General features: G+C 42.8%; 7 protein-coding genes. 3 read left to right on the forward strand and 4 right to left on the reverse strand.

What is annotated here, in order from left to right; translation table 11 throughout:
• Positions 1-83: 83 nt before the first annotated feature.
• Positions 84-674 (reverse strand): RNA polymerase sigma factor, encoded by a 591-nt coding sequence (locus tag B0I21_RS08240; protein WP_133639984.1) that lies wholly within the window; start codon positions 672-674, stop codon positions 84-86.
• Between the two features lie 587 nt (positions 675-1,261).
• On the opposite strand from B0I21_RS08240, the gene B0I21_RS08245 reads away from it, so the two are divergent.
• Complete coding sequence (locus tag B0I21_RS08245) at positions 1,262-1,624, forward strand: hypothetical protein (protein ID WP_133639985.1); 363 nt, start codon at positions 1,262-1,264, stop codon at positions 1,622-1,624.
• Between the two features lie 262 nt (positions 1,625-1,886).
• Here the strand turns inward: B0I21_RS08245 and B0I21_RS08250 are convergent, their stop codons facing one another.
• On the reverse strand, positions 1,887-2,312 hold the full coding sequence (locus B0I21_RS08250) for a nuclear transport factor 2 family protein (protein ID WP_133639986.1): 426 nt from the start codon (positions 2,310-2,312) through the stop codon (positions 1,887-1,889).
• A gap of 75 nt (positions 2,313-2,387) precedes the next feature.
• On the opposite strand from B0I21_RS08250, the gene B0I21_RS20100 reads away from it, so the two are divergent.
• Both B0I21_RS20100 and B0I21_RS08255 read left to right on the forward strand, forming a co-directional pair.
• On the forward strand, positions 2,388-2,555 hold the full coding sequence (locus B0I21_RS20100; RefSeq protein ID WP_166637811.1) for a hypothetical protein: 168 nt from the start codon (positions 2,388-2,390) through the stop codon (positions 2,553-2,555).
• 636 nt (positions 2,556-3,191) lie between these two features.
• Entirely contained in the window at positions 3,192-3,893 is a 702-nt protein-coding gene (locus B0I21_RS08255; RefSeq protein ID WP_243835980.1) for a sterol desaturase family protein, read from the forward strand.
• A gap of 66 nt (positions 3,894-3,959) precedes the next feature.
• Here the strand turns inward: B0I21_RS08255 and B0I21_RS08260 are convergent, their stop codons facing one another.
• Positions 3,960-5,828, reverse strand: coding sequence for a M56 family metallopeptidase (locus B0I21_RS08260; RefSeq protein WP_133639988.1), 1,869 nt, complete (start codon positions 5,826-5,828; stop codon positions 3,960-3,962).
• Between the two features lie 3 nt (positions 5,829-5,831).
• Positions 5,832-6,194: a BlaI/MecI/CopY family transcriptional regulator gene (locus B0I21_RS08265; RefSeq protein ID WP_208292290.1), complete on the reverse strand. Its 363-nt coding sequence runs from the start codon at positions 6,192-6,194 to the stop codon at positions 5,832-5,834.
• Positions 6,195-7,087 lie beyond the last annotated feature (893 nt).

Below are 7,087 nucleotides of genomic sequence, written 5' to 3' on the forward strand. Positions count from 1 at the left end.
CAGTTAAGTGGAGTGATGGTCCTAGAAGAAAAATAATTATTTTTTAATATGTTGTTAACAATAGGACTTTTCGCAAACTGAGCTTAATTTTTTGGCGGGAAGAAGGCTAAGAGAAAAAGCAGCTCAGGGAGTTTTGCCCGCAACAATTTCAGCGCATTGCTAATCTGGTTCTTAACCGTCTTTTCGCTAATGCCGAGCTTTTCTGCAATCTGTCGATGCGTCAAGTATGCCGTCCGGCTCAATTCAAAAATTGTCCGCATTTTTGGGGGCAACTGCGCGATCTCCTGCGCAATGATCTGCTGCAGTTGCTTTTCGCGAATGCTGTGGTCGGTGTCGGCAACATAACTATTAGCAAAACTGCTGAGGCTCTCCACATAGCGATCAGCAACCTTACTGCGCGCAATATGGTTTATAAGTACATGTTTAACGGTTTGGTATAGATAGGCGGAAATATTAATATGCAGTGGCAGTTGGTTTCTGATGTCCCAAATTTTAGCGAAGACCTTTTGCAATACGTCTTTGGACTCTTCCCGATCATGGATAAAGTTGTAAGCGTGCGCATACAAGGCACCACTGTAACGCTGGTAAAGCATTGCAAAGGCCTGTTGGTCATCGTGGCGTATCAAGTCCATTAAAACCTCGTCCGACAATATCCCGTAATCGTTATTTTGCATCACATCTATTTTCCATCTTGCGGCACGCGCAGGTCATCAATCTGTAGGGTTTTGATGATTTCACCATGAAAAGCACGCAAATATACCGTTTTATCAAAAAAAGTCTACAGGCGTTGCGAAAATATTACTTCCATACCGTCAAGTCGATGTGCCGAATTTTGTCAGAAGAAAGGGGAAGCCGAGAAAGGGAAGTGAAAAAGGCTATCCCATGATGAGATAGACGTGGATGTCCGTCTGACGGTAAATCAGGTATGGCTAACGGAAAGTGAAGAGTATCTGACGGAAAATAAAGAGTATTTTACTGTCGGATGAACTTCTATGACTAAGTCGGATAGATTACCCATAGGCTCGGAAACACCGGCCGACCTAAAGGGGATCTGTGGAGAGGGTACGAAGACTTGGCGTGGAGTAACGCTATATTGGCCGATGTAAAGGCCGATTCACCGGGCATGTAAGCGAATTCGTCCGTAGGGTCAAAGAGGTTGTACATACCAGGGGAAGTAATGGTCTAGATATAAGATGGTTTATCTTAAACCCCGTCCAAACCATCCGTATGATCGGATACTTTAGAAAGGATACGTGATGACTTGTATTTATTTATACATGGCTTAACCCGCTGTTTGTTGTTGGGGCTGTGGCTCTTCGGAGCAAGTGCGAATTGTAAATACTGGCTCAGCTGCGGATCTTGGTATAACAATAGCGCGTTGTATACTTTTCGCTATCAACACGGTCGTTTTGAGCTGATCGGGTTTGACCATCAGGAGTTTCACCGTGCACCCGGTGAAAGCTCCGCTACGAGCATTAATTTTTCTATCGGAAAAAAGAGCGAAACCAGTGGCGGCAATATGTTTGGAGATGAAGGAAACAAGCCGAAGACCACTTGGAGCACATTCAAAAAAGCCAGCTCTACGAGTTGGAACACTGCGATGAAAATACTTATTTCGAGCTGAGGCAAATACAGCGATGAGCTGTATCGATCTAAGCCTGTCGCTTTCCATATCGCCCGTAATCGAGCGTCTCCATATAATCCAAATACACCCATGAACACAAAAAATACGACCCTAGTCCATATGCTTTTCCTGCCAATCTGTGTGCTTTTCTTGTCCTGTCAAGAGCATAATAAAAAGTCTGCATGGCTGCAGACTTTATAACTAAACTAAACAATGCAATGTCTCGCGACATGGCGATATTGAAACAAAAATCTTTATGCTATTAGGGGTAGGTTGTTACCACCTTGCTTACTTTCCAGCTATCTTGTTCCTGATTTAAGGTGATGTAATCCACACGTGTGAAGTTTTCAAAGACCATGGTCGCTTTGGCCATGCAAGTTTTTCCAGTCTGATCGAGGATCTCATAGCTAGTCTTACAGTCAAAGTTTACGCCTTTGTGCGCTTTTAAGAAGGCGGTGTATTCGCCCTTGTTAAATGTGTCGTCGTTTGCACTGTTGCTGTACTGAAAATCATCCGCAAAAAGGAACTTGTTCAGCTCGATGCTGCCAAGGGTGGTTGCTTCCAGGTAGGTGCCTATAACCTTTGCAGATTCAACGTTCTTTAACGGATTGTTTTTCTCCGCTGCGAAAGAAGAGAATGAGCTGATCATGATGATGGCTGCTGCGATGGTTGTTAATGTCTTTTTCATGGTAGTGCTATTTTTAATGTCTTTTAATATGTTATGTTATTATTTCCTATTTGATACCTCAAAAGTACAGTGCTGATGCCTGCTGCTGAATACCTTTTAGATGGATTGCAGCTGTTTCTCGGTAAATGCAGAGCTTTGGTCGGTGAAATCTTTACCGATGTGCTTAACCACAACACGGATCGCTTGCCATCTGTAAAGAAGGATGCAACAGCTTTGCCAGAAAACGTAAGTGATGGATCGTGAGGCCATTATGTTTTCGAGCGTTATTTTAGCTGTTCGATAACGAACAACAACATGTTCAGCATTGGACAAAAGGAATATTGGGAGGCACCAATACGGATTTTGGCACCATTTAGAAAATCAAAATGCTGAATTCAGCGCGGAGATATATTGATCATGTTTTCCATATGCGGATATCCCCCTAATGGGGTGTTAACAAAAAAATCCTGAAGCGGGGAGCTTCAGGATTTTTTACTAACTAACCAATTATTAACCTAAATTATGAATACTAGCATAGTTCCAAATAGTGTGCCAACTCAGCAATGCATATAAAATTTCACATTCTTTAACACTCTCTTTAAATCGAGGTCTGATACGTTGCTACCAGGCTAAAGTGCCGTTATTTTTCGTGGGATGCCCGGTGGAAGTGCTTTTTTGATTTGTGGATCGATCTTGCTGCTATTGCTTATAGCGAGGACCTATCCATTTAGAATCCAGATTTGATGCTAAGGTAAAACTTTGTGCAGGATACCTTCAGTCTTTAGTTGCAGATATTTGCGGTTGGGGGTAAAAAGTAGGACCACCGCTAGTTCAATGAAAGACGAGTGCTAATCACCGTTTCGTTTGAAATGCATAACTTTACCGTAAAGCAATATTGTTGTGAATTTAATCGCGCATTTGGAGGAGTTTACGCTTTTGGAATGGATTCTTTTCAGTCTTCTTTCCAATATCGCGCTGTATCTATTTTCGATAGGGCTGTACATCGTTATCGATCAAACATGCGCAAAACAAAAAATACAAGACGAAGCGTTCCCAGTTACCCCATCAGACGTTTACCTCAGCCTATTGACTGTTGTTTTGAATACAGTTGTGATGTTAATCGCCGTATATTGTTGGAAAATAGGTTGGCTGGAATACAATGAATCCGCAACGCTAGCTGTTTCAATCGTGGAAATTATCGGCATTGTCCTCGTTATGGATTTTTTGATGTTCGTATTTCATTATTTAGCGCATAGCCCAGGCCTATATCCGCTGTTACACTATAGGCATCACGAACATAGCAGTACAAATTATTTGAGCCTGTTTGTTTTGCATCCTTTCGAAACCCTTGGTTTTGGCCTCATGATGATTACGGTATTTATATGCTACGATTTTTCGATTACTGCTATTGCAGCTTATGTATTTATCAATTTGGTATGGGGTACGATCGGTCATCTTAATCGAGAGTTTTTCCCAAAATGGGCCGATCGTCTCTATGTAGGAACCACGAGATTTCATAATCAACATCATATAGATGAAAGGCATAATTTTGGTTTCTATACCTCCATCTGGGATCGCCTATTCCGAACGTTTAAAAGGTAAAATTCCTTGCCGAACAAAAAAAGACGCATCAAGCGTCTCTTTCATGGTATCTGCGATGTGTAATCGTTATTTCGACAATTCTTTTGGTGTGGCAGGTTCCTCGAATTTTAGGTGTTTTTCATTGCGCTCTTTCCACTCGGGGGAATTATAGTATTCCGTTAATTTTTTCGCATTTTCTTCAATTTTTTGAATTTTTTCTTTCCATTCAGGAGAGTTGTAATATGCCGTGTGCTTTTGGGCTGTCTCTTCGATTTTTGCTATTTGGGCCTTCCACTCTGGCGAGTTGTAGTAGTCTTCTAGTTTCTTCGAATTTTTGACGACTTCCGCTATTTTAGCCTTCCACTCTGGTGAGTTATACTGTGCTTCTATCTTCTTGGTATGCTCTTCAATTTTAGCGATGTGCTGTTTCCATGCCGGGCTCTTGTAGTAATCTTCTACGCGCTTCGCATTTTCTTCGATTTTAGCAATATGCTGTTTCCATTCGGCACTCTTGTAGTAATCTTCTACACGCTTCGCATTTTCCTCAATTTTAGCAATGTGCTGTTTCCATTCCGGGCTGTTGTAGTAATCTTCTACACGCTTCGCGTTTTCCTCGATTTTGGCGATGTGACTCTTCCATTCCGTAGAATTGTAGTAATCTTCGATGCGTTTTGCATTGGCTTCGATTAGCACAATCTGTTCTTTCGATAACGGTGAAGGCTGGCGATCTTGCAAAGCCGTAGTGTTTTTGTCCCAGTCTTTTGTTTCTGGGTGATGCATGCCGTCAGGATCCGACACCCTCGTTCGGCTGCTGTCTACAGATTGCTCGTTCGTTTTCAAGCTGCCTTTCACGGTATCGCGCGCGCTTTCTGCCGACAACGCCTCCTGCTCGGAAAGCACTCCTTTATTCGTGTGGTGATTTGATACTAGGAGCTGCGATGGATCCTGATTTGATTTGCTTTCTTGAGGTGCTATCCAAGCGATGGTTCCTAATGCGATCACGCTCAGTAATAAAGCGAATAGATGCTGTTTTACGTTGATATAATTCTTTTCCATTTTGGTGATTCTTTGTATTCTGTGCAATAAATGATTTTTATGATTTCCGGTAGCAGCCATGGTGTAGTTGGGCGATGCGGTGCCGCGAAGCAACTCGACCGACATAAGGGCTTGTGCGTAGGCGATAGGCGAAGGCACCCACTCGACAACGATATCGTCGCAAGCATGCTCTCGCTCTGTTTCGATATGTTTGGATAATAACCAAACGAAAGGGTTAAAGAACATAGCCGTTTCGACAAACACCTTCAGCAGATTGAAAAGATAGTCGTGCCGTTTGATATGCGCTAGCTCATGGATGAGAATGCTTTCAACTTGTTTAAGATCGAGATTGTTGGCGTAAGCGATGGGGAATAGGATAATCGGCTTAAGGTGTCCCAATGTAAGCGGTACATCGACCTTCTCCGACAAATATAGCCTTATACTCTGTTGCAGTTTCAGCTTTCCGCACAGCGAAGCGAATGTGTCCTGCCAGACAACCGGCACCTCATCTAGACCGCGCGTTTTTAGATAATGAAGTTTAGCGAAGCTGTTTGTAAAAATAATCAATTGGACAAAAAGGCCGACGACGTAAATCGAGCTGAACCATGGGAAAAGCGGTTCTAATCTATTTAAAAAGCTATTTGCATCGTTTTGGATAAACAGAGCGACGCTGTCACCAAGTTCTGCCACAGGTGTCGTTGCTCGAAAAGTGAAATCCAGGTAATGGATGAGCGTAGCTGCAAATGCTAAAAAAATCAACAATTGGGAAGAAACGGCCAGCGCATACTTATTCCGGGAGGACATCTTAGGCAGTACCATGTACACCGTGCATAAGATGCCGTAGATCAATATGCCCTGCCAGAGCGAATGCACAATGCTCCAGCCTAAGGCGTGCGTGATGTTTTGAAATAGACCATTCATGACTTATGAGTTTTCGAGGTTATCTAAATACGCTTTGATGATATCGATTTCTTCTTTGCTGGCTCGGTGGGTGCCTAATGCTTGCATCACCAAGCGCGCCGTTGATCCATTATACACGGCGTCTATCATTTTGTCAAGAAATTGATGTTGCGTTTGTTCTTTACTTAGCAAGGCTTTGTATACATGCGTTTTCGTGGAACTGTCCCGGCTCACCATACCTTTATCATGCATAATTTGCATTAATTTTAATGTGGTCGTATAGCCCACATCTTTTCTATCTAATCGTTCATGCACATTTCTGACGCTGCACTGTCCCTCTGTCCAAAGAATTTGCAAGATCTCCATTTCACTGTCTGTCGGCTTCATATTTATCTACGAATTTGTTCGTAGATCAAATGTACGAAGTGTTTCGTATATTCCAAATATTTTTTTAAAATTATTTTTGAGCGCAGGTTGGCTGTGTTCATTATTCCGTCTGGATCCTCTGCGCGTGCCAAGACATAGGAAATGCCTCGATGGTATCGCTAGTAATAAGGTTTGGGGAAGAGCAAGGAATATAAACACGTTGGCCGGCTTAAACATATATTATGCGCCGTAGATAGTGGTTTAATAAAGCAGCTCTTCGTGGACTTGTCCTTGCCAAAGCAGATATGGTAGCTGTGCTATGGTCTGGTGTTGCCCTAAATAGTCGACAGCGAGGATCGTTCTGCAGCGCGCCCGATAAAAATATCCCACAGATCCCCAGTGTCTTGCGGGGTTTTGGCAAGAAATAAGCGGGTATTGTTTGCAGGGATCGTGCCAAAGTTCTATCTTTGCACCACTCCGCAAGGGAGGGACGATTGAAAAGCGAACACGAGGAGATGGGAAAGCCTGTATATAAGGGGTCTTCCGCCGGTTTTTGCCCTTGAGGGCAGCGAAAAAAAAGTTTAACTTTATTTTGCGGATCCGGAAAAATCTTCTACCTTTGCAGTCCCAACGAAACGGAGGGAAACAAAAAAGATAGTTCGGGCAGCGATGCCACGATATATAGGATGCCAAAGCGCGACGCGGCGGCGATAACAGTTCTTTAAGAGATATGATCATGTAGCGTAACGAGTAGTCGGAAGATGAAAGTTATACAATAACAAACAAATCAACCTGTCAGTTCGGAACGTAAGATACAACAAAACGATTCTGATTATTTATTGATAAATAGTCGGGAGTCGAACAATTCATTTTTACAATGGAGAGTTTGATCCTGGCTCAGGATGAACGCTAGC

Origin of the sequence: Sphingobacterium paludis (genome assembly GCF_004364125.1) — a bacterium.
Lineage (GTDB): Bacteria > Bacteroidota > Bacteroidia > Sphingobacteriales > Sphingobacteriaceae > Sphingobacterium > Sphingobacterium paludis.